The following is a 20,113-nucleotide window of genomic DNA, read 5'->3' as shown; positions in this document are numbered from 1 at the left end:
GCCCCGGCCCCTGCCGTCCAGCACTCACTCCGCCGCGCACGAGCTCCCCGACTTGGGCGTCTCGCCGTACAGCAGGAACCCGTTCACCTTGTCCTGCACGCACTCCGAACCCATGTAACCGGTGTGCCCGTCGCCCTTGTTGTCCAGGACGACGGCTTTCGGCCCGAGCCGCCGCGCGGTCTCCTCCGTCCACCGGTACGGCGTGGCCGGGTCGCCGCGCGTGCCGACGAGCAGCAGCTGCTCGGGCGTCTTCACATCGCGTACTTCCTCACGGATGTAGGTGGTCCCGGGCGGCCGCCCGAAACAGAGCAGCACCGGCATCAGCATCGACTTGCCGAAGACGGGCGACGCGTCGTCGAACTCCTTCTGGAGCCTGCCGACTTCCTTCTCTATGCGCGCGGCGTCGGGCCGGTCGGGGTCGTCGGCGCAGCTCACGGCCATGAGGGCGGCAGCCATGTTGTCCGCGGGCACCTCTTCGCCCGCGGCATACGCGCCCTGCCCCGCGGCATCCGTGCCCTGCCCCGCGGCATCCGTGCCCTGCCCCGCGGCCGCGTGGGCGAGCCCGCCGCTCATCCGGATCAGCGCCCTCGGGTCGCCGTCCGCGAGCAGCGCCCCCAGGGCCTGCGAGAGCGCGGGCCAGGCCTGCCTGCTGTACAGCGCCTGACTGAGTACGCCGACGACGTCCTGCCCGGTGAACCGGTCGCCGTCCATGGACTGCAACGGCATCTCGTCCATCTCCTGGATGAGCGTGACCATGCTCTGGCGCGCGATGCGCGAGTCCGTGCCGAAGACGCAGCCGGCGTTCCCCGTGCACCAGGTGAGGAAGTTGTCGAGGGCGGTCTGGCGGCCCTCGGCGGTGGCGAGGGACTGGGCGGCGACGGGCTCGGTCAGCGTGTCGACGCCGTCGAGCGCCATCCGGCCGACCTTCTTGGGGAACTGGGCGGCATAGACGGCACCGATCCGCGTCCCGTACGAGAACCCCAGGTAGTTCAGTTCGCTGTCGCCGAGGGCCTGCCGCATGACGTCCATGTCGCGGGAGACGTTGACGGTCCCCATGTGCGGCAGGACGGGTCCCGACCTGTCGGCGCACTCCTTGGCGACCTTGCGCATCTCCTTCAGCACGGCGGCCGGGTCCTCCGCGTTCCCCGCCGTGGGGTCGGTGCTCTGGTCGGCGTCGCCGCAGCTGACCGGGGCGCTCTGGCCGACCCCGCGCGGGTCGAAGGAGACGATGTCGTACTCCTTGCTCAGGAAGCCGAACTCCTTCTGTGCCCCCGCGAGCGCGGAGACGCCGGGCCCGCCGGGTCCGCCGAAGTTCAGCAGCAGGGAGCCGCGCGGCTTCCCGCCGGTGCTGGACTTCATGCGGATCATCGCGAGGTCGACGGTCCCGGCACCGGGCTTCGCGTAGTCGATGGGGACGGTCACGTGCCCGCACCGGATGCCGTCGGCGCCGCCCGTGGCCTCCGCCACGGCCTCGGTCTCGCCCTCACAGGCGGCCCACTTGATCTTCTGCGTATAGAAGCGCGTCAGGTCGGGCCGCCCACCGCCGTCAGCGGCGGCGGCACCCGGCACGCCCGACATCCCCGTGACGCCCGCTCCCGCGACGACCAGAACGGTGACGCCGGCGACTGCACAAGCCTTGCGCACGGCAACCTCCCAGGGTGTGCCCCTCGATCACCCTAAGCGCGGCACGCGCCCCTCGCCCGTTCAGACCACATCCCTCGAACAGCTCACAACCGCCGAGTAACGACAAGTGAAGCTACTCACGAGTAAATGGGCGAGCCGCACCTCACAGGGACACGGGGCACGCCGGGGACGACGCCGCCGACCACCGGCGCCCCTCCATCAGCCCACCCAGCCCCGCCCACGCGAAGTTCATGAGCGTGCCCGCGGCCTCCTTGGCCGAGACGGACCCGTCCGTATTGGCCCACCCCGCAAGCGACTCCGCGGCCCCCACCAGCGCCTGGGCGAGCCCCGCCACCTCCCGCTCGGGCAGCGCGGGGTCACCGTGCGCCGACCGCGCCGCCTCCGCGATCAGCGACGTCACGAAGGTGACGATCTCCTCCCGCATCGCGGCGACCTCGGCCGCGAACGGCTCCCCCTGCGTGCGCGCCTGGGTGTGCAGCACCGCCCACCCGTCGGGCCGCTCGGCGGTGTGCGCGAAGAACGCCCGCAGCCCGTCCCAGAGCTGCCGGTCCGCGGGCTCCCCCGCGGCCCCGCCGGCCCCCTCGCGCACCGCGGCGACGAGCGCGGCGGCCTCCCGCCGGATGCACGCGCCGAAGAGCTGTTCCTTGGAGTTCAGATACAGATACACGAGCGGCTTGGACACCCCGGCGAGCTCCGCGATCTCATCCATGGAAGCGGCCCGGTACCCCCGCTGCCCGAAGATCCGCACCGCCGCGTCCAGCATCTGCTGCTCACGCACGGCCCGCGGCATCCTCGTCTGCCGCCGCCTCTCACCCACACCCACCCCGGCCCCCGCCTTCCCACACTGTCCGTTCCCCCGCCAGCGTACGGTCAACGGAGACCGGGCAACGATCATGGGAAAGCCCCGCCCCGTAATCCCGGGGCGGGGCTTCGGCCGAGAACTCGGTCCGGACTCAGGCGGCCGCAGGCACCGTGCGCGAAGAAGGCGACTCGTCGAAGTCGTCGAGCGGGGACGCCGACGCGCTCTCGTACGCCTCCCGGTCGAGGATCTTCTCGCGGGCTGCGACGATCACCGGCACCAGCGCCTGGCCGGCGACGTTCGTCGCGGTGCGCATCATGTCGAGGACCGGGTCGATGGCGAGGAGCAGGCCCACGCCCTCCATCGGGAGGCCGAGCGTGGAGAGGGTCAGGGTCAGCATGACCGTGGCGCCGGTCAGGCCCGCCGTCGCGGCCGAGCCGACGACCGAGACGAACGCGATGAGCAGGTACTCCTTGATGCCCAGGTTCACGTCGAAGATCTGCGCGACGAAGATCGCGGCGATCGACGGGTAGATCGCGGCGCAGCCGTCCATCTTCGTGGTCGCGCCGAAGGGCACGGCGAAGGACGTGTACTCCTTCGGGACGCCGAGGCGCTCGGTGACCTTCTGGGTGACCGGCATGGTGCCGACCGAGGAGCGGGAGACGAAGGCCAGCTGGATGGCGGGCCAGGCGCCCTTGAAGAACTGGAGCGGGTTGACCTTGGCGACGAACGCGAGCAGCAGCGGGTAGACGCCGAACATCACCAGGGCGCAGCCGATGTAGATGTCGGCGGTGAACGTCGCGTACTTGCTGATGAGGTTCCAGCCGTAGTCCGCGATGGCGAAGCCGATGAGGCCGATGGTGCCGATCGGGGAGAGCTTGATGACCCACCACAGGGCCTTCTGGAGGAGGGCGAGAACGGACTCGCTCAGCTCCAGGATCGGCTGGGCCTTGTCGCCGATCTTCAGTACGGCAACGCCTGCGACGGCGGCCATGAAGACGATCTGGAGGACGTTCAGCTCGGTGAAGGGCGTGATGACGTCCGTCGGGATGATCCCGGTGAGGAAGTCGATCCAGGAACCCGCGTGGTCGGGGGCCTTGCCGTCCTTCGGGGTGAGGCCGGTGCCGGAGCCGGGGTTGGTGATCAGGCCGATCGCGAGGCCGATGGCGACCGCGATCAGCGACGTGATCATGAACCAGAGCAGGGTGCGGGTGGCCAGCCGCGCGGCGTTGTTGACCTTCCGCAGGTTGGTGATCGACACCAGGATCGCGAAGAAGACGAGCGGGGCGACGGCCAGCTTCAGGAGGCCGATGAAGGTGTCACCGACCTTGGAGAGGGTGGTGACGAGCCAGTCGACGTCCTGGTCGCGGGCGATCCAGCCGAGCAGGACACCGAGGACCAGACCGCCGAGGATCTGCGCCCAGAACGGCAGCTTCAGGTACTCGGATATCCGGAAGCGGGACTCCTGCTGCACGAACTTGTCGGGATCTGGCTTGCTGGCCTTGTCGGCGGGCGTCGCGGAATTCGCGGACACGGACACACTCCGGTGGGGAAAGTCAGGGTGAGGGGGACGTACGGGAGCGGCGACCGCGAAGGGTCAGCAGCGCCGCCGCAGCGGGGGTCACGTTCAGATGTGACAGGCCGCGGAGATGCAGCGGCAGAGGTCGACATGCAGGCGCGCCACGAGCGGGACGCTCATGGCGTGACGGTGCGCTGCTGCTGTCTTCATGACAAACACGTTAACACTCGTGCTTTGAGAACATCAAAGGTCTTGTTTGAGGTAGGCGGAGGCACGGCCTCCGGAAACGCGCGGAACCCCGGTCCGGAGCGGTGTGCTCCGGAACCGGGGTTCCGAGAAGTGTGTGACGAAGCTTACGAGCCCTGCCGAAGCTTACGAGCCCTGGGCCTGCGCGCGCCGGCGCGCCACGTCGTCCGCCTCGTCCTCCTGGGTGCGGTTCGCCTCCAGGTTGGCCTTGGCGCGGTCCACGCGCGCGACGACGTCCATCGAGGCGCGGTCGCGCTCCTTGCGCAGGGCCACGAAGCTGATGGGCGCGGAGATGACCAGCGAGAGCAGCAGCACCCACAGCAGGTTCGAGTCGCCGAGTCCGCGCGGCAGGATCTCGGAGTAGACGAGGCCCCAGACGACCAAGAAGCAACCCACGAAGATTCCGAGGCGCATCAGCGTGTAGCGGAGCATGTCAATCCACTCTTCCGTTCCGAAATGGGCCCGAGCAGGACGAGCCTCTCCAGTGAAGCATGAGAGGGCTCGCCCCCGGCAAGGGGGTCATCCCCGGCAAGGGGTCAGACCCGCATCGCCTGCGGCGTCTCGCGCAGCATCGGGTCGGGCCCCTCGTACTCGCGGATGGCCTCGTAGCGCGTGTTCCGCTCGACCGGGCGGAAGCCGGCCTCGCGGATCAGGGCGAGCAGGTCCTCGCGGGTCAGCTTGTTCGGCGTACCGAAGTTGTCCGCGTCATGCGTGATCTTGTACTCGACGACCGAGCCGTCCATGTCGTCCGCGCCGTGCTGGAGCGCGAGCTGCGTCGTCTGGAGGCCGTGCATGACCCAGAAGACCTTGACGTGCGGGACGTTGTCGAAGAGGAGGCGCGAGACCGCGAAGGTCTTCAGGGCCTCCGCGCCGGACGCCATGGTCGTGCGCGCCTGGAGGCGGTTCCTGACCTTGCCGTCCTTCATGTCCACGAAGTCGTGCTGGTAGCGCAGCGGGATGAAGACCTGGAAGCCGTTCGTCTCGTCCTGGAGCTCACGCAGCCGCAGCACGTGGTCGACGCGGTGGCGCGGCTCCTCGATGTGGCCGTACAGCATCGTGCACGGGGTCTTCAGACCCTTCTCGTGCGCGAGGCGGTGGATGCGCGACCAGTCCTCCCAGTGGGTGCGGTGGTCGACGATGTGCTGCCGCACCTCCCAGTCGAAGATCTCCGCGCCGCCGCCGGTCAACGACTCCAGGCCCGCCTCGATCAGCTCGTCCAGGATGTCCGAGGCGGACATGCCGGAGATCGTCTCGAAGTGGTGGATCTCCGTGGCCGTGAAGGCCTTCAGCGACACGTTCGGGAGCGCCTTCTTGAGCTCGCTCAGCGAACGCGGGTAGTAGCGCCACGGCAGGTTCGGGTGCAGGCCGTTGACGATGTGCAGCTCGGTGAGGTTCTCGCCCTCCATCGCCTTGGCGAGGCGGACGGCCTCCTCGATGCGCATCGTGTACGCGTCCTTCTCGCCCGGCTTGCGCTGGAACGAGCAGTACGCGCAGGACGCGGTGCACACGTTCGTCATGTTGAGGTGCCGGTTGACGTTGAAGTGCACGACGTCGCCGTTCTTGCGGGTGCGCACCTCGTGGGCGAGGCCGCCGAGCCAGGCCAGGTCGTCCGACTCGTAGAGCGCGATGCCGTCCTCGCGGGACAGCCGCTCGCCGTCCCGGACCTTCTGCTCCAGCTCGCGCTTGAGACCTGCGTCCATGCCCTCGCCCTTACCTCTCCGTACGACCTGCCACAAACTCACGCCAACCGTACTCCCCCACCCTTCGGGCGGGAGGGGCCCCCATATGTGGCGCTCCGCGCCTAGGACTCCTCCTCGGGCAGCTCCCCGACCCTGTTCTCCCACTTCGTGGAGAGCACGATCGTCGTACGCGTCCGGGAGACGCCCCGCGTGCCGCTGAGCCGGCGGATCGTCTTCTCCAGGCCGTCCACGTCGCTGGCCCTGACCTTGAGCATGTACGAGTCGTCGCCCGCGATGAACCAGCAGTCCTCGATCTCGTGCAGGTCCTTCAGGCGCCGCGCCACGTCCTCGTGGTCCGCGGCGTCGGAGAGCGAGATCCCGATGAGGGCGATGACGCCGAGGCCGAGCGAGGCGGAGTCGACGGTCGCGCGGTAACCCGTGATGACGCCGGCCGCCTCGAGGCGGTTGATGCGGTCCGTGACGCTGGGCCCGGAGAGGCCGACGAGCCGCCCGAGTTCGGCGTACGAGGCCCGGCCGTTCTCCCGCAGGGCCTGGATGAGCTGCCTGTCCACGGCGTCCATAGGTGCGATGCCTTTCATTATTCAGCGATACCGCGAGTCTATGTGCAGAATCTAAGGCGCAACAGGGTCTAAACCCTGTGAATATCGGAGCAGGGCACCAGAAAACCGGAGACGCTACTCCCCCCGGGAACCGGCGGCGCCACTCCCCCGGGAGCCGGAGCCGAGCTCTCCCTCCCACCGGCGGTACAGGTCGTGCGGCACCCGGGCCGCGTCCAGCACCCGCCCGGCGACGAAGTCCACCAGATCCTGGATGTGCGTGGCTCCCGCGTAGAACGCCGGGGAGGCGGGCAGCACGATCGCGCCCGCGTCGTCCAGGCCCACCAGGTGCTTCAGCGTCTGTCCGTTCAACGGCGTCTCGCGTACGCAGACCACGAGCCGTCGGCCCTCCTTCAGCGTCACGCTCGCCGACCGCTGGAGCAGGTCCTTCGACAGGCCGAGCGCCACCCCGGCCACGCACGCCGTGGACGCCGGCACGATCAGCATCCCCTTCGTCGCGTACGACCCCGAGGACGGGCCCGCCGCCAGATCACCGGCGGCCCAGTACCGCACGTCGGACACGTCCGGGTCGAACACCCCCGGCTTGCCGTCCGCGCCGCGCGCCAGCCACTGCCGCAGATCCTCCCGCCAGTGCGCGTCCCGGAACGCGATGCCCGTCTCGTCGAGCAGCGTCAGCCGCGAGGCCCGCGAGACGACGAGGTCCACGCTCTCCCCCGCCGCCAGCAGCGCGCGCAGCACCGCGGCGGCGTACGGCGTCCCGGAGGCCCCCGACACCCCCACGATCCAAGGCCTACGCTGCGTATCTCCTGGGTTCACGCTGTGCAGCCTATCCGTCGGCGTTTCAGACGGTGAGCCCGCGTACGAGCAGATCCAGCAGCGCGCACGCGAACAGGGCGATCCCGATGAAGCCGTTCACCTGGAAGAAGGCGCGGTTGAGGCGGGACAGGTCGTGCGGCTTCACGATCGAGTGCTCGTAGACGAAGGCACCGGCGACGATCGCGAGACCGAGCCAGAAGAACACGCCCGCGTCGGTGGACGCCGCGTACCAGACGAAGAGCGCCGTCGTCACCAGGTGACAGGCGCGGGCGCCCCGGATCGCGGCCGGGATGCCGAACCGCGCGGGCACCGACTTCACGCCGACCTCGCGGTCCGTCTCCACGTCCTGACAGGCGTAGATGAGGTCGAAGCCGCCGATCCAGACACCGACGGCGAGCCCGAGGATCACCGCCTGCCAGGACCACTCGCCGGTGACCGCGAGCCACGCGCCGATCGGGCCGATCGCCTGCGCGAGGCCGAGGATCGCCTGCGGGAAGTTCGTGAACCGCTTGCCGTACGGATAGACGACCATCGGGACCACCGCGACCGGTGCGAGGGCCAGGCAGAGCGGGTTGAGCAGGGCCGCCGAGCCGAGGAACACGGCGAGCGCGATCAGCGCGCCCGTCCACGCGGACCTCACCGACACCGCGCCCGTGACGAGCTCGCGGTGGGCGGTGCGCGGATTGCGGGCGTCGATCTCGCGGTCGATGATCCGGTTCGCCGCCATCGCGAACGTGCGCAGCCCCACCATGCAGATGGTGACCAGGAGCAGCCGTCCCCAGTGGATGTTCTCGTCCAGCTGGAACATCGCGGTCAGCGCGGCGATGTACGCGAACGGCAGCGCGAACACGGAGTGCTCGATCATCACGAGCCGCAGGAATGCCTTGGTGCGCCCCGGCTGCGGGATCGCGGCTGATGCTGAACTCACGAGAGTCCGTACTCCTTCCAGCGACGGTCGACCTTCGCCGCCGTCTCCGGGTCGGACTCGACCATGTTCGGCCAGCCGCCGTCCCGGGTGTAGCCCTCCTCGGGCAGCTTCTTCGTCGCGTCGATGCCCGCCTTGCCGCCCCAGAACTGCTGGTAGGAGGCGTGGTCGAGGTGGTCGACGGGGCCCTCGACGACGGTGAGGTCGCGGGCGTAGTCCGTGTTGCCGAGCGCGCGCCAGGACACCTCGTGCAGGTTGTGCACGTCGCAGTCCTTGTCCACGACGATGATCAGCTTCGTCAGGGACATCATGTGCGCGCCCCAGATCGCGTGCATGACCTTCTGCGCGTGCTTCGGGTACTTCTTGTCGATCGAGACGATCGCGCAGTTGTGGAAGCCGCCGGACTCCGGCAGGTGGTAGTCCACGATGTCCGGGACGATCACCTTGAGGAGGGGGAGGAAGAACCTCTCCGTGGCGCGGCCGAGCGGGCCGTCCTCCGTCGGCGGGCGGCCGACGACGATGGACTGGAGCAGCGGCCGCTTCCGCATCGTCACGCAGTCGATCTTCAGTGCGGGGAACGGTTCCTGCGGCGTGTAGAAGCCCGTGTGGTCGCCGAAGGGGCCCTCGGGAAGCATCTCGCCCGGCTCCAGCCACCCCTCGATGACGACCTCGGCGTGCGCGGGCACCTGGAGCGGGACCGTCTTGCAGTCGACCATCTCCACGCGCTTGCCCTGGATGAACCCGGCCAGCATGTACTCGTCCATGTCACCGGGGAGCGGCGCCGTCGACGCGTACGTCACCGCGGGCGGGCACCCGAAGGCGATGGCGACCGGCAGCTTCTCGCCGCGCCGCGCGGCCACCTGGTAGTGGTTGCGGCTGTCCTTGTGGATCTGCCAGTGCATGCCGATGGTGCGCTTGTCGTGGCGCTGGAGGCGGTACAGGCCGAGGTTGCGCACCCCGGTGTCGGGGTCCTTGGTGTGGGTCAGGCCCAGGTTGAAGAAGGAGCCGCCGTCCTCGGGCCACGTGAACAGCGCGGGCAGCTGCTCCAGGTCCACGTCGTCGCCGGTGAGGACGACCTCCTGGACGGGGGCGCTGTCGGACTTCACCTTCTTCGGCGGTACGTGCGTCATCGCGCCGAGCTTCCCGAACGCCTCCCGCACCCCGACGAAGCCCTGCGGCAGCTCCGGCTTGAGCAGGCCGCCGATCTTCTCGCTGATCTCGCCGTACGACTTCAGGCCGAGCGCCTTCAGGAGGCGGCGGTCCGTCCCGTACACGTTCATCGCCAGGGGCATCGAGGAGCCCTTGACGTTCTCGAAGAGGAGCGCGGGGCCGCCGGCCTTCTGCACCCGGTCGGTGATCTCACCGACCTCCAGGTACGGGTCGACCTCGGCCTTGATGCGCTTGAGATCGCCCTCGCGGTCCAGTGCCCGGAGCAGGGAGCGAAGATCGTCGTAAGCCATGCGTTCCAGTATCCGGCACCGGTTACCCTGGCCCCGTCACCGGGGGCACGCCTGCCACCCGCCGCAACCGCTTGGGGGATCGCGCCACCATGCTCAGGTATCTGCCGTTCCTGCTGGTCCTGGCGGTGTGGATCTACGCCTTCATCGATGTCCTGAACACTCCGGAGAAGGAGGTCAGGCATCTGCCCAAGGTGGTGTGGGTCATCATCGTGCTCCTCTTCGGCGAGGTCCTTCTCGGCCCCATCGCCTGGTTCGTCACCGGCAAGAAGCGGCACGCGCCCGGCGGCGCCGGATCCGGTCGGACCCGCTGGGTCGCGCCCGACGACAACCCGGAGTTCCTGAAGTCCCTCAAGGAAGAGGACCCGGACGAGAAGAAGCGCGACAAGGGCAACGAGAGCTGAGGCTCCCGTGGAACTGCGGCTCCTCGTGACCTTCGAGAAGGTCGCCACCGTCCTCAGCTTCACCCGGGCCGCCACCGAGCTGAAGTACGCGCAGTCCAGCGTCACCAGCCAGATCCGCGCCTTGGAGACCTCCCTCGGCACACAGCTCTTCGACCGGCTCGGCAGCCGCATCCGCCTCACCGAGTCCGGCGAGCGGCTGCTGCCCTACGCCCGGCAGATCATCGGCCTCGCCGACGAGGCGCGGGCCGCCGTCGTCGACGCCGAGGAGCCGTCCGGCACCATCGCGGTCGGCACGATGGAGTCCCTGACGTCCTACCGCCTTCCCCCGCTGCTCGAACTCTTCCACCACCGCTACCCGAAGGTGCGGCTGTCGCTGCGCCCCACCCTGGGCGACGAGACCCGGCAGGCGCTGCGGCAGGGGACGTACGACGTGGGCTTCCTGATGGAGCCGGAGACCGAGCACCAGGGCCTGGAGACCGAGGTGCTCGCCGAGGAGCCGCTGGCCCTGGTCTGCGCTCCGGCCCATCCGCTGGCGGCGCGCGGGGCGGCCGGGCTCGTCACGGACGACCTGGCGTCGGCGCGGCTCGTCGGCACCGAGCCGGGCTGTCCGTACCGGGACCTCTTCGAGGCGGAGCTGCGCGAACGGACCGGCACGCCGCCCCCGTTCATGGAGTTCGGCACCATCGAGGCGACCAAGCAGGGCGTGGCGGGCGGCCTCGGGGTGGCGCTGCTGCCCGCCGTGGCGGTGGCGCGGGAGCTGGCGGACGGCACGCTCGTACGGCTGCCGTGGGAGCCGCCGTTCACGCTGTGGACGCAGCTCGCGTGGCGGTCGGGGAAGCGTCTGCCGCCGCAGGTGCGGCTGTTCGTGGAGCAGGCCGTGCGGCTCGTGCGGGAGCAGGGCGCGTCCCCCGGCCCAGCGTGACCTTCAGGCTCGCGGCGACGATGAGCGGGACGCCGAGGGCCTGGACGAGCCCGATGTGGTGGCCGTAGACCGCCCAGTCGGCGCCCATCGCGACCGCCGGGTAGGTGAAGGCGAGCACGGCGATCTTGGCGGTGGGCAGCTTGGCGTACGCCGCGTACATCAGGACGTACATCAGTCCGGTGTGGATCACGCCGAGGCCCGCGAGCCAGGCCCAGCCGGCGCCCGTCCCGCTCATCGCGCCGAAGTCGGCGAAGGGCAGCAACAGCGGGATGCCGACGACGACTTGGACCAGGGCGATCAGGTGCGGGCGGACACCGGTGACACGCTTGGTGACGAAGGTGGACAGGGCGTAGAGGACGGCGGCGAGGAGTGCGAGCCCGATGCCGGCGAGCGAGCCGGCGTCGCCCGGCCGCACCCCGGAGACCAGCACGAGCCCCGCGAACGCGGCGACCAGCCAGCCCAGTTGGGACCGGCTCAGGCGCTCGCGCAGGACGACGGCGCCGAGCAGCACCAGGAAGAACGGCTGTGTGTGGTAGACGACGGTGGCCAGCGAGATCGAGGTCGCCTCGTACGCCTTGAAGAGGAACACCCAGTTGAAGACGATGAACACGCCGCCGAGCGCGGCGAGTCCGAGCTTCTTGAGGGTGAGCCCGTGGTCACGGAAGTAGCCGCGGGCGAACGCGTACGCGCCGAGGGCGAGGGCGCCGAACAGGACGCGGAAGAAGACGACGTTGAAGGCGGACGCGCCGGACTCGACGACGAAGACGCCGAGGGTGCCGGAGAGCACCATCGCGGCGGTGAGCTGGGCGGCGCCCAGGCGCTCGGAGAGCTTGGTGGAGGTCATGTCCATGAAGCTACGAGCGGGCGTAGGCGCTGGTCCACGCGCCAGTGGGGCGTCCTCCCGATGGCTCCATCGGCGCTGTCGATGAGGCCTGACCGGAGGCGTGGAGGGGCACGATGGGAGACATGAGCACCGCATCCCGCATTCCGACGGTCGACCTGCGGCCGTGGCTCTCCGGCGCCCCCGAGGCCCGCGCGCGGACGGCCCGCACCGTCGACGAGGCCCTGCGGACCGCCGGCTTCCTGCTCGTCACCGGGCACGGCGTCGACCCGGCGCTGCGCGCGGCGATCCGGTCGTCGGCCCGCGGCTTCTTCCACCTGCCCGCCGAGGCGAAGCAGCCGTACGCGGTGCGGGTCGGCGGCCGCGGCTGGCTGGGCCCCGGCGCCGAGGCGAACAGCTACGCGGAGGGCACGCCCTCTCCCCCGGACCTGAAGGAGTCGCTGTCGTTCGCGGCGGACGACCCGACGGGCGACCCGGCCGTGGACGCCGAGTGGTTCGCGGCGAACACGTGGCCGGAGGAGACGCCGGAGCTGCGGGCGCTGGTGACGGCGTACCTGCGGGAGATGCGGACGCTCTCGGACCGCCTCCTCGGACTCCTCGGCGTGGCGCTGGGTGAGCCCGAGGACTTCTTCACGCGCCACACCGGCCACCCCACGTGGGGCTTCAACATCAACTGGTACCCGGGCCGGGAGCGGGTGGGCGAGCCCGAGCCGGGCCAGTTCCGCATCGGCCCGCACACGGACTTCGGCACGGTCACGGTCCTCGACCGCGAGGCGGGCCGGGGCGGCCTCCAGGTCTTCACCGACGAGGACGGCTGGCAGGACGCGCCCTTCGACCCGGACGCATTCACGGTCAACATCGGCGACCTGATGGCCCGCTGGACCGCCGATCGCTGGCAGTCGGGCCGCCACCGCGTCCTGCCCCCGCCCCCGGACCTCCCCGCGGAGGAGCTGATGTCCCTCGTGTACTTCTACGAGTGCGACCCGGGGACGGACGTGCGGGGCATCGACTCGCACGTGTACCTGCGGGGGCGGCTGGACGCGATCACGGTGGAGTAGCCACCGCGGGCCGACGGGGTGCCCTTACGGGCGCTCGCCCAGCTTGTCGACGATGGTGCGCTCCAGGATGGCGGTGTGAGCGAGCACATCGCCCTTCTTCGGACCGTACGGCAGGTCCTCCACCGCGACTTCCCGCTCACCCAGGAACCGCTTGGACTGCCTGTCGAAGATCAACTCTTGGCGCTCGCCCTGGTCCTCGCGGGCGATGGCGACGCCGTGCCGCCCCTCGGCGTCGACCGCGTCATCGATCAGTTCGACGCCGGGAATCCTGGACGCCGCGAGGTAGAGCGCGGCCGCCTGCTTCGGCGGCATCAGCGACTCGTAGGAGAGATCACCGACGAGTACGAAGGCGGCCTGGTCGGCGGTGGTGTCGCCGTCGGCCTCGCGGTGGATCCAGTCGAGCATGCCGACCGGGTCGGTCGGCAGCTTCTCCAGGTTGCGGTAGTTGGTGTCCGACGGGAGGGGCGGCCCGTCCTGCGGCACGATCTCGTTCTGGAAGCCGCCTTCGGGTTCGTTCAGCATCTCGTCGTGCTCGCCGTCCACCGACAGCCAGTACTCACGGGTCTGTACGGGTTCGAGCTTCATCGGCCCGTCGTCCCCGCCGGCCATGTAGGCGCCCTTGCTCTTGATGTACACGTACTGGTCGTCCCGGACCCCCTTGGGCACCGGCTGCGCCTCTGCCGCCGCCGCGATCTGCTCCAGCATCCGCACGGTCTCCTTGGAGGGCGGGCCCGCCTGCGCCGCGCGGTCGCCGAACGGTGAGGCGACCAGGACGCCCGCCACGGCCGTCGCGGCGACCGCTCCCGCGAGGAGCGCGGGACGGAACCACACCCTGGGGGTCCTTTCGCTCTGTTCCTGCCGGATCTCGGTCAACAGGTGCTCCTTGAGCAGGTGATGACGGCCCGGCGAAAGGTCGCGCTCGGGAAGCTCGGTCATCGATGTCCCTCCCTGATGGGCGATTCCATGACTTTTGCGAGTTTCGCGCGTGCCCGCGAGAGCCGGGAGCGCACCGTGCCGACGGGGATGCCGAGCGCACCCGCCGCCGACACGTAGTCGAGCCCCGACCAGACGCACAGCGCGAGCACCTCGCGCTCGGGGCGGCGCAGCTCCGCCAGGGCCGTGCGGACGAGGGAGAGCTGCTCCTCGTCGTCGATGCGTCCGGCGAGCTCGTCCGCGAAGTCGGCGACGACCTCGTCCCGCGGCAGGCGCGCCACCGCCGCGGCGTGCCTGCGGGCGGCCCTGCGCGTGTTGCGGGTGACGTTCGTGGCGACGCCGAGCAGCCAGGGCCGCAGCGACCCGCCCTCCGCGTCGATACGGCCCCGCAGCCGCCACGCGTCGAGGAAGGTCAGGGACACGATGTCCTCGGCCGACGACCAGTCGCCCGTCAGCCGGTACGCGTGGTTGTAGACGGAGCGCGCGTACGCGTCGAAGAGCGCGCCGAACGCGTCGGCGTCCCCGTCCCTGATGCGGACGCGTAACGCTCCCTGCCGTGTCTGAGGTTCCCCCTGATTCGTCTCCACGCCCCCTTACCTGTCCGAACGGAAGAAGCCGGTTCCCGTGACCTGGGTCACGCGAACCGGCTTCCCACGGAGAGGTGCCGCTCAGACTCCGGCGTACGAGTGCTTGCCGGTGACGAAGATGTTCACTCCGTAGTAGTTGAACAGCCAGCAGCCGAAGGCGATCAGGGCCAGGTAGGCGGCCTTGCGGCCCTTCCAGCCCGCGGTGGCGCGGGCGTGGAGGTAGCCGGCGTAGGCGACCCAGGTGATGAAGGACCAGACCTCCTTGGGGTCCCAGCCCCAGTAGCGGCCCCACGCGTCGCCCGCCCAGATCGCGCCCGCGATGATCGTGAACGTCCACAGCGGGAAGATCGCGGCGTTCAGGCGGTACGAGAACTTGTCGAGGGAGGCCGCCGAGGGGAGCCGCTCCAGGACGGAGGTGGCGAACTTGCCGGGCTGTCCGCCGCCCGCCAGCTTCGTCTCGTAGCTGTCGCGGAAGAGGTAGAGCATCGTCGAGACGAACCCGACGTAGAAGACCGCGCCGCAGAAGATCGCGGTGGAGACGTGGATCCACAGCCAGTACGAGTGGAGCGCGGGGACCAGCTGGTCGCTGTCGGTGTACAGGACGGTGACGGCGAGGCCGAGGTCCAGGAGGACCGAGGTGACCAGCGGCAGGCCGAGCCAGGCGATGGGCTTCTTCAGCGCGAGCAGCGTCAGGTACACACCGACGGCGACGGTGGAGAAGGTGATGTTGAACTCGTACATGTTGCCCCACGGCGCGCGCTGCACCGACAGGGCGCGGGTGAGGACGCCGCCGAACTCCAGGAGGAAGGCGAGCACCGTGAGGGAGACCGCGATGCGGCCGTAGAGGTCGCCCTTCTCGTCGCCCGCGGAGGCGCCGGGGCCGTCGGGCACGTCACGGGTGCCGGCCACGGACCGGGTGACGACCTTGGGGCGCTCCAGGGTGGCGGTGCCGCCCTTGGCCCGGGCGGTGACGGCGGGCGCCGCGGCCTTGGCGGCGGTCTTGCTCGGGGTGAGCGCCGCGGCGGTGCGGGCGACCTTGCTGCGGCTGCCGAAGAGCCACTCCGCCATGTGCGCGAAGAAGGCCAGCAGATAGACGGCCATCGCGGAGTAGATCAGCACGTTGCTGATGTGCGCGAGGTTCTCGTTGGGCTCGGCGGCCAGGGTGGCGGCGAGATTCACTTCTCAGCCCCTTCGGCAGGTACGACATCGGGGTCGGAGTCGGAAGAGGCTTCCGGCTGCGGGTCGGACTCGGGTGCGGTCGGCGCCTGGTCGTGCAGGTGCGCGGCGAGCTGGGACAGTTCCTCGGGGACCTTGGCGGACTCGCTGCGGCCGAGGCCCGCCATCTCCACGACGGTGACGCCGTCGGCGCCCTTGACCGCCCGCACCCACACGCGGCGGCGCTGGATGAACAGCGAACCGGCGAGACCGGCGACGGCGGCGATCGCGCCGCCCAGCGCCCATCCGGTGCCGGGCTGCTGCGAGATCTGGAAGGTCGCCCACTCCTTGAGGTTCTTCTCGAAGGTGATCGATCCGGCGCCGTCGGGGAGCTTCATGGTCTCGCCGGGGCGCAGCCGCTGCTTGAACAGCTGCCCGTCGGCGTCCTTGAACTTCTTCATCTTGCGGGTGTCCAGCTGGTACACGTTCTGCGGGACACCGGCGTCGACGCCCAGGCTGCCGTGGTACGCGGAGAGCGCGAGCACCGGGTACTCGGCGGCGGGGAACTGCGAGAACATCTGGCCCTTGCCGACGCCCGCGAAGGTCGGCACGAAGAAGGCGTTGAAGCCGAGCTGGTCCGGCTTGCCGTTCTTGTCGCGGTAGTTGTCCATGACCTTGATGGCGCCGGTCGCGGTGCCGTTCTGGTCGATGGGCAGCAGCGGCACGGACGCCCGGTAGACGACCTTGCCCTTGCCGTCGCGGACGGTGACCGCGGGGGCGTAGCCGTGCCCGATGAGGTAGACCTTCGAGCCGTCGATCTCCAGCGGCTTGTTGACCTCGATGGACTTCTTCTTCTCGGGGCCGTCGGCGCCCTCGCTGTAGGTGACGTCCGCCCGGTAGGTGCGGGCCGTGCCGCGGTTGGGGCCCGACTTCTCGTACGTACCGACGAACTCGTCGAGCTTGAAGCTGAACGGCTCCAGGTTCGAGGAGTCGAAGAGGCTGCCGGACTTGAAGTCGTCGTACTGGCTGAGGGTGTTGGCGAAGCCGTCCCCCTCCATGATCAGCTTGCCGCCCTCGGACTTGAAGAGCTGTCCGGCGGCGAACGCGACCAGCATCACGATCAGCGCGATGTGGAACACGAGGTTGCCCGCCTCGCGCAGATAGCCCTTCTCCGCGGCGACCGAGGTGCCCGCGCCGGAGCCTGCGGTGTGCGCGCGGAAGCGGCGCTGCCGGAGCATCGTGAGCGCGGCCTCGTGCACCTGCTCGGGCTCGGCGTCGGTGCGCCACGTCGTGTACGCGGGCAGCCGCGTCAGCTTCTTCGGCGCGCCCGGCGGGCGGCTGCGGAGCTGGCCGACGAACTGCCAGGTGCGGGGCACGATGCAGCCGATGAGGGAGACGAACAGGAGGATGTAGATCGCGGAGAACCACACCGAGCTGTAGACGTCGAAGAGCTGGAGCTTGTCGTAGATCGGGGCGAGTGTGGTGTGCCGCTCCGTGAAGTCCTGGACCTTGAGCTCGTCGACGTTGTTCTGCGGGATCAGGGAGCCCGGGATCGCGCCGAGGGAGAGCAGCAGGAGCAGGATCAGCGCGACCCGCATCGAGGTCAGCTGCCGCCAGAACCAGCGCAGCCAGCCGATGACGCCGAGCCTGGGGAGGTTGGGTGCGGCGTCCTCGCGGTCCCGGTCCCGGGGGGCGGTGGACATGCTGGCGCCGGCGGCACCGAATTCACCCTGCTCGTCAGGGGTTCCGGTCTTGCCGTCGGGCGCTTGTGTCTTGCTCATGGATCAGATCCCCACCGTGTAGCCGCTGGTCCAGACCTGCATCTCCTGCACGATGCTGTCCCACGCACCGGTGACGAGGAGCAGGCCGGTCGCGATCATCATGATGCCGCCCACGCGCATCACCCATGCGTAATGCCGCTTCACCCAGCCGAACGCGCCGAGCGTCTTGCGGAAGGCGACGGCCGCGAGGATGAACGGAATGCCGAGCCCCAGGGAGTACGCGACACCGAGGATCGCGCCGCGCTCCGCGTTGGCGCTGTCGGCGGAAAGTGCCATGACCGAGGCGAGGGTCGGGCCGATGCACGGCGTCCAGCCGACGGCGAAGAGCGCGCCGACGACCGGCGCACCGGCCAGCCCGACGGCGGGCCGCTTGTGGAAGCGGAACTCGCGCTGCGTGAGCCACGGCATGAGCCCCATGAAGAAGAGCCCGAGCGCGATCATCACCACGCCGAGCGTCGTGTTGATGACGCTCTGGTGCTCCTTGAGCGTGCGGCCGAGGGCGCCGAAGAAGACGGTGGCGGAGACGAAGACGACGGTGAACCCGGCCACGAAGAGACCGGCTCCCGCGGCCATCCGGCCGCGCCGCGCCTCGCCGAGGTCCTGGCCGCCGACCCCGGTGACGTACGACAGATAGCCGGGCACGAGCGGCAGGACGCAGGGCGAGAAGAAGGAGACGAGCCCGCCGAGCAGGGCGACCGGGATCGCGAGGAGCAGGGCCCCGCTCATGACGGTCTGGTTCGTACCGGTGACGGCCGCGAGCGCCGACATCACTTCTCCGCGAGCACGGGGTCGATCATCTTCCGCAGCTTCTCCTCGCTCAGCGGCTGCTGCGCGCGGGCCGCGATCTTCCCGTCCCGGTCGACGACGAGCGTGGAGGGGATGGCGTTCGGGTTGAGCGAACCCTGGGGGAAGCGCAGCATCAGCTTCCCCATCGGGTCGTACAGGCTCGGGTAGGGAACCTTGTGCTGCTTCTCGAACGAGAGCGCCGGGCTGCGCTCGGGGTCACGCGTGTTGATCCCGACGAATTCGACGCCCTTGGACTTGGTCTCCTTGGCGAGCTTCACGAAGTTCGGCGCCTCGGCCCGGCACGGAGCGCACCAGGAACCCCAGACGTTTATGACGACGACCTTGCCCTTGTAGGCCTTGGTGATGTCGAGCTTCTTGCCGTCGAGGGTCTCGCCGTCGAGCGACGGGTTCGGCTTGCGGTCGCCCTTCTTGACGGTGGCGATGCCATCGGACCCGGCGACGAAGTTGGTGTTTCCGGAACCGCCCGACACGCCGCCTGAGCTGCAAGCGGTCAGAGCCAGCGCCGCGACCGCGGCGCCTGCGGTGAGCAGGGCGGCACGGCTGCGACGGTGACTGCTGCTATCGACGCGGTGTGGGGCACGGCAGGCAACACTCATGTGAAAAGTTTCGCATGTCCATTTCGGGGATCTTCCGCACCCCCTCCACCGAACGAATCGCCCACTTCAGGCCCCTGAAAGAGGCCTAGCGGAGGCCCTTCCAGCCCCCGGCGGGCCGCTGGCCGACCTCCAGGCCCTGGAGCTTGGCGAGCACCTTCGGGTCCTGCACGTCGAGCCAGTCGACGAACTGGCGGAACGAGACGAGCCGCACGTCCTTCTTGCCCGCGATGTGCTTCAGCGCCTCCTCCACGGCATCCATGTAGATACCGCCGTTCCACTCCTCGAAGTGGTTGCCGATGAAGAACGGCGCGCGGTTGGTCTCGTAGGCCCGCTTGAAGCCGGCTATGTAGGACTCGGTGGCCTGCTTGCGCCAGCCCGGATAGTTGTGCGCGGGCGCCTTCGTGGAGTTCTTCGACTGGTTGGCGAGGATGTTGTAGTCCATCGACAGGACCTCGAAGGAGTGCCCGGGGAAGGGCATGGCCTGAAGCGGCAGGTCCCAGACGCCCATCTTCTTCTGCGGCCACTTCTGGCGGCCGCCGGGCGAGGACGCGTCGTAGCGCCAGCCGAGCTTCTTCGCGGTCGGCAGCAGATTGTCCTGGCCGAGCAGACAGGGCGTGCGGCCGCCGACGAGTTCCTTCTCGTAGTCGAAGGGGAGCGGCGGCAGATCGGTCCAGCCGGTGTTCGTACGCCACTTCTTCACAAAGGACTTGGCCTGGTCGATCTCGTCCTGCCATTGCGCTGACGTCCAGTTGGCGACGGAACCCGTACCCGCGCAGAAGTGCCCATTGAAGTGCGTGCCGATTTCATGGCCCTCCAGCCAGGCCTGCCGCACGTACTTCAGAGTGTCCTTGATGTGACCGTCGGTGAGATAACCGATGTCCGAGGCGCCGACCGCGTTGTTCGGCGGCCGGTACATGCGCTTCTTCGATTCCGGCAGCAGATAAAGCCCGGAGAGGAAGAACGTCATGTGCGCGTCATGGTCCTCGGCGAGCTTCAGAAAGCGCGGGAAGAGACCGTTGCCCACTTCACCCGCGCCGTCCCACGAGAAGATCACGAACTGCGGGGGCGTCTCACCCGGCTCCAGCGGGACGGGCTTGCCCGGCTGACGAGGCTGCTTACCGGTGTAGGCGGTCGACCCGTCACCGATCGGCTTGGCCGGGTGCTTCTCGGCCCCGGGACCGTCCCCGGCCTTTCCCGCCGACTTCGACGAATCCCCGCCGCCGCCGGAGCCGCACGCCGCAAGCCCGAAAGCGGCGGCCGTGCCCGCTCCAAGGCCGAGCATTCCCCTGCGGCTGATGTCGCGCATTCCATCCCCATTCGTCGCGCCCTTGGGTCCGTTCCTCCTGTATCTGTCTGCAAGAGGGAC

At 69.5% G+C, this 20,113-nt stretch carries 19 protein-coding genes and 1 pseudogene; 3 read left to right on the top strand and 17 right to left on the bottom strand.

Annotated features, from left to right (window positions below; all coding sequences use genetic code 11):
• Positions 1-24: 24 nt before the first annotated feature.
• The 9 genes from ACZ4Z4_RS29155 to ACZ4Z4_RS29115 all read right to left on the bottom strand — a co-directional run bounded on the left by ACZ4Z4_RS29155 (position 25) and on the right by ACZ4Z4_RS29115 (position 9,666).
• On the bottom strand, positions 25-1,644 hold the full coding sequence (locus ACZ4Z4_RS29155) for an alpha/beta hydrolase (protein WP_468333697.1): 1,620 nt from the start codon (positions 1,642-1,644) through the stop codon (positions 25-27).
• Between the two features lie 142 nt (positions 1,645-1,786).
• Positions 1,787-2,434: a TetR/AcrR family transcriptional regulator gene (locus tag ACZ4Z4_RS29150; protein WP_468333694.1), complete on the bottom strand. Its 648-nt coding sequence runs from the start codon at positions 2,432-2,434 to the stop codon at positions 1,787-1,789.
• 163 nt (positions 2,435-2,597) lie between these two features.
• Positions 2,598-3,977 carry a dicarboxylate/amino acid:cation symporter gene (locus ACZ4Z4_RS29145; RefSeq protein ID WP_468333692.1) on the bottom strand — a complete coding sequence of 460 codons (1,380 nt, stop codon included), beginning with the start codon at positions 3,975-3,977 and terminating at the stop codon, positions 2,598-2,600.
• Positions 3,978-4,334: 357 nt separating this feature from the next.
• On the bottom strand, positions 4,335-4,640 hold the full coding sequence (locus ACZ4Z4_RS29140; RefSeq protein WP_468333689.1) for a DUF4229 domain-containing protein: 306 nt from the start codon (positions 4,638-4,640) through the stop codon (positions 4,335-4,337).
• Between the two features lie 104 nt (positions 4,641-4,744).
• Positions 4,745-5,908, bottom strand: a complete 1,164-nt coding sequence (gene mqnE / locus ACZ4Z4_RS29135; RefSeq protein ID WP_468333686.1) for an aminofutalosine synthase MqnE — start codon at positions 5,906-5,908, stop codon at positions 4,745-4,747.
• 101 nt (positions 5,909-6,009) lie between these two features.
• A complete protein-coding gene (locus ACZ4Z4_RS29130) occupies positions 6,010-6,468 on the bottom strand; it encodes an Lrp/AsnC family transcriptional regulator (RefSeq protein WP_359357378.1) in 459 nt (152 codons plus the stop codon).
• Between the two features lie 114 nt (positions 6,469-6,582).
• The gene (locus ACZ4Z4_RS29125) at positions 6,583-7,281 is read right to left on the bottom strand and encodes a UbiX family flavin prenyltransferase (RefSeq protein ID WP_468333683.1); all 699 of its coding nucleotides are present in this window, start codon (positions 7,279-7,281) and stop codon (positions 6,583-6,585) included.
• Positions 7,282-7,306: 25 nt separating this feature from the next.
• Positions 7,307-8,209, bottom strand: coding sequence for a menaquinone biosynthesis prenyltransferase MqnP (gene mqnP, locus ACZ4Z4_RS29120; protein WP_468333680.1), 903 nt, complete (start codon positions 8,207-8,209; stop codon positions 7,307-7,309).
• Entirely contained in the window at positions 8,206-9,666 is a 1,461-nt protein-coding gene (locus ACZ4Z4_RS29115; protein ID WP_468333677.1) for a menaquinone biosynthesis decarboxylase, read from the bottom strand. Before ACZ4Z4_RS29115 ends, mqnP begins: the two co-directional genes overlap by 4 nt.
• A gap of 89 nt (positions 9,667-9,755) precedes the next feature.
• On the opposite strand from ACZ4Z4_RS29115, the gene ACZ4Z4_RS29110 reads away from it, so the two are divergent.
• Both ACZ4Z4_RS29110 and ACZ4Z4_RS29105 read left to right on the top strand, forming a co-directional pair.
• A complete protein-coding gene (locus tag ACZ4Z4_RS29110) occupies positions 9,756-10,067 on the top strand; it encodes a PLD nuclease N-terminal domain-containing protein (protein WP_468333674.1) in 312 nt (103 codons plus the stop codon).
• Positions 10,068-10,074: 7 nt separating this feature from the next.
• Positions 10,075-10,965: pseudogene (locus ACZ4Z4_RS29105) on the top strand (LysR family transcriptional regulator); the annotation flags it as partial.
• On the opposite strand, the gene ACZ4Z4_RS29100 reads toward ACZ4Z4_RS29105, so the two are convergent.
• Positions 10,868-11,833: a DMT family transporter gene (locus ACZ4Z4_RS29100; RefSeq protein ID WP_468333671.1), complete on the bottom strand. Its 966-nt coding sequence runs from the start codon at positions 11,831-11,833 to the stop codon at positions 10,868-10,870. The pseudogene ACZ4Z4_RS29105 and the gene ACZ4Z4_RS29100 sit on opposite strands and share 98 nt — an antisense overlap.
• A gap of 113 nt (positions 11,834-11,946) precedes the next feature.
• Between ACZ4Z4_RS29100 and ACZ4Z4_RS29095 the strand changes: the two genes are divergently transcribed.
• Positions 11,947-12,888, top strand: coding sequence for an isopenicillin N synthase family dioxygenase (locus tag ACZ4Z4_RS29095; protein WP_468333668.1), 942 nt, complete (start codon positions 11,947-11,949; stop codon positions 12,886-12,888).
• Between the two features lie 24 nt (positions 12,889-12,912).
• Here ACZ4Z4_RS29095 and ACZ4Z4_RS29090 read toward each other — a convergent pair whose 3' ends face one another.
• From ACZ4Z4_RS29090 to ACZ4Z4_RS29060, 7 genes are all read right to left on the bottom strand, one after another.
• Entirely contained in the window at positions 12,913-13,824 is a 912-nt protein-coding gene (locus ACZ4Z4_RS29090; protein ID WP_468333665.1) for a CU044_5270 family protein, read from the bottom strand.
• Complete coding sequence (locus ACZ4Z4_RS29085; RefSeq protein ID WP_468333662.1) at positions 13,821-14,408, bottom strand: RNA polymerase sigma factor; 588 nt, start codon at positions 14,406-14,408, stop codon at positions 13,821-13,823. The genes ACZ4Z4_RS29090 and ACZ4Z4_RS29085 overlap by 4 nt, the downstream gene beginning before the upstream one ends.
• An 81-nt stretch (positions 14,409-14,489) precedes the next feature.
• The gene (gene ccsB, locus ACZ4Z4_RS29080; RefSeq protein ID WP_468333659.1) at positions 14,490-15,587 is read right to left on the bottom strand and encodes a c-type cytochrome biogenesis protein CcsB; all 1,098 of its coding nucleotides are present in this window, start codon (positions 15,585-15,587) and stop codon (positions 14,490-14,492) included.
• Complete coding sequence (resB, locus tag ACZ4Z4_RS29075; RefSeq protein WP_468333656.1) at positions 15,584-17,344, bottom strand: cytochrome c biogenesis protein ResB; 1,761 nt, start codon at positions 17,342-17,344, stop codon at positions 15,584-15,586. Before resB ends, ccsB begins: the two co-directional genes overlap by 4 nt.
• A 3-nt stretch (positions 17,345-17,347) precedes the next feature.
• Positions 17,348-18,112: a cytochrome c biogenesis CcdA family protein gene (locus tag ACZ4Z4_RS29070; protein WP_468333653.1), complete on the bottom strand. Its 765-nt coding sequence runs from the start codon at positions 18,110-18,112 to the stop codon at positions 17,348-17,350.
• Positions 18,112-18,747, bottom strand: a complete 636-nt coding sequence (locus tag ACZ4Z4_RS29065; RefSeq protein WP_468333650.1) for a TlpA family protein disulfide reductase — start codon at positions 18,745-18,747, stop codon at positions 18,112-18,114. The genes ACZ4Z4_RS29070 and ACZ4Z4_RS29065 overlap by 1 nt, the downstream gene beginning before the upstream one ends.
• Before the next feature lie 85 nt (positions 18,748-18,832).
• Positions 18,833-20,053: a polysaccharide deacetylase family protein gene (locus ACZ4Z4_RS29060; RefSeq protein WP_468333647.1), complete on the bottom strand. Its 1,221-nt coding sequence runs from the start codon at positions 20,051-20,053 to the stop codon at positions 18,833-18,835.
• Between the last annotated feature and the right edge of the window lie 60 nt (positions 20,054-20,113).

This window comes from Streptomyces sp. NPDC030245 (assembly GCF_055572995.1).
The sequence above is the reverse complement of the archived record's forward strand: the minus strand, read 5'-3'. Positions and strand labels throughout refer to the sequence as shown.